This window comes from Streptococcus loxodontisalivarius, from assembly GCF_016908645.1.
GTDB classification, from domain to species: domain Bacteria; phylum Bacillota; class Bacilli; order Lactobacillales; family Streptococcaceae; genus Streptococcus; species Streptococcus loxodontisalivarius.
This window is the reverse complement of the sequence record NZ_JAFBEH010000087.1, coordinates 1-1712: the sequence shown is the minus strand read 5'-3', so window position 1 is coordinate 1712 and position 1712 is coordinate 1. Positions and strand designations below refer to the sequence as shown.

At 30.3% G+C, this 1712-nt stretch carries 1 protein-coding gene; it reads left to right on the top strand.

The window, feature by feature from the left end:
- Positions 1–345 precede the first annotated feature (345 nt).
- Positions 346–1650 carry a glutamate-cysteine ligase family protein gene (locus tag JOC28_RS10575; protein ID WP_205010632.1) on the top strand — a complete coding sequence of 435 codons (1305 nt, stop codon included), beginning with the start codon at positions 346–348 and terminating at the stop codon, positions 1648–1650.
- The last annotated feature ends 62 nt before the right edge of the window (positions 1651–1712 follow it).

Below are 1712 nucleotides of genomic sequence, written 5' to 3'. Positions count from 1 at the left end.
TCATTATAAGTCATGTGGGACTTTTTTTCTACATTCAAAAAGCCCTACAATCTCCTTGGTGGATTTACCCACTACAGAAATTATAGAGCCGTTTTTTAGAGCCCTTAGAGCCTATCTATGTCACAAAAAGGGTTAAATATATATTGAAGGGCTAAAGCCTCGATATTTAGGAAGTATTTGCTTTTTCACTAACTCCTAGTCAAAATCAATAAGAGGAGTTTGTTAGAAAAACCTAAATATTATATCTAACAATTTTTTGAATAAATATCCAAATATCAGAAATATTTGAAAAAAATGAATACTTTGGTATAATAGATAAAATATTGAAAGTAGGAGTACTTAGAGATGGAAAAATCAATTGAATTACTAAGAGAAGTATATTTCAAACCTCTAAATAAAGAGACGGACACTCTATTTGTTGGTATTGAATTAGAATTTCCAATAGTCTCTATGACACCAAGTACCCCTACTGATACCAGGGTAACAAAGGAATTATTATCTTATTTAGTGAATCACTTTAATTTTGAAGTGATATCTAGGGATGAAGATTCCAATATTGTTTCGATAAGAGAAAAGTCAAATGGGGATAATATCTTATTTGAGGTATCTTATAATACGATTGAATTTGCTTTCCATCGTGAACTAGATATTATTACTATCGAAAATAGATTTAATTCCTATATGAATATTATTCAAAATTTTCTAAATGATAAAAATCACAAAATTATCGGAGAAGGGATAAATCCAAATTGGGCTATCAATGATAACCAACCTGTTAAGTTGCCTAGATATGAAATGTTAATGTCGTATTTGAAATTATCTTCGACAATTAATAATTCAAACTTGCACGACCTCCCTTACTATGGAGCTTTTATTTGTGGTAGCCAAGTACAGTTAGATATTAACGGTAATAATTTCGTCAGAGTCATCAATGCTTTCAATGCAATTGAATGTGTCAAAGCCTATCTATTTGCAAATTCTGAGTTTAAATGGCGAGAATGGGATACAAGGATCTCTCGTGATATTTTTTGGGAACAATCAATGCATGGTATCCAGAAAGAAAATGTAGGGCTACCATCTCGAAAATTTCAAGATGAGAGCGACTATTTTACATATCTAAGTAAGAGTTCAATATTTAATGTGGAGCGAGATGGCGAAATTTTATATTTTTATCCTATTAGCGTAGAGGATTATTTTAAAAAGAAAGAGTTAAATGCATTTACGTTAGACGGAAATATTAAACAAATTACACCCCAAAAAGAAGATATCAGTAATCATAGGAGTTATCACTATCAAGATTTAACAAAGAGAGGAACGATTGAATTTAGAAGTGTTTGTACTCAACCTTTAGATAGAACTTTCGAACCTGCAGCATTTCATCTTGGCTTATTTCAAAAACTAGATGAATTGGAGAATATTATTTCAAAAGAGTCAATTTATAAAAAGTATTCAACAAATTTTGATACATTAAGAAAAAGATTTTCGAAAAAAACGCTAAATAAGGATGAGATAGATGAGATAAAGTCACTTAGTCAAAAACTAATTTCTCTAGCAATCAGTGGTCTGATCGAAAGAAATAAAGGTGAAGAAAAATATTTAAAATTTTTTTCAAAAGTAGTTGACACGCTAGTAAAGAATTTGCTATACTAATTGAGCTCTGGTCGTGAGGTTAGAGCGAAAAAAACTTTTTCGAAAAAACTTGTTGACAAGGA

Coding starts and splice junctions, on each gene's coding strand:
- JOC28_RS10575 (WP_205010632.1), top strand. CDS start 346: ATGGAAAAATCAATTGAATTACTAAGAGAAGTATATTTCAAACCTCTA.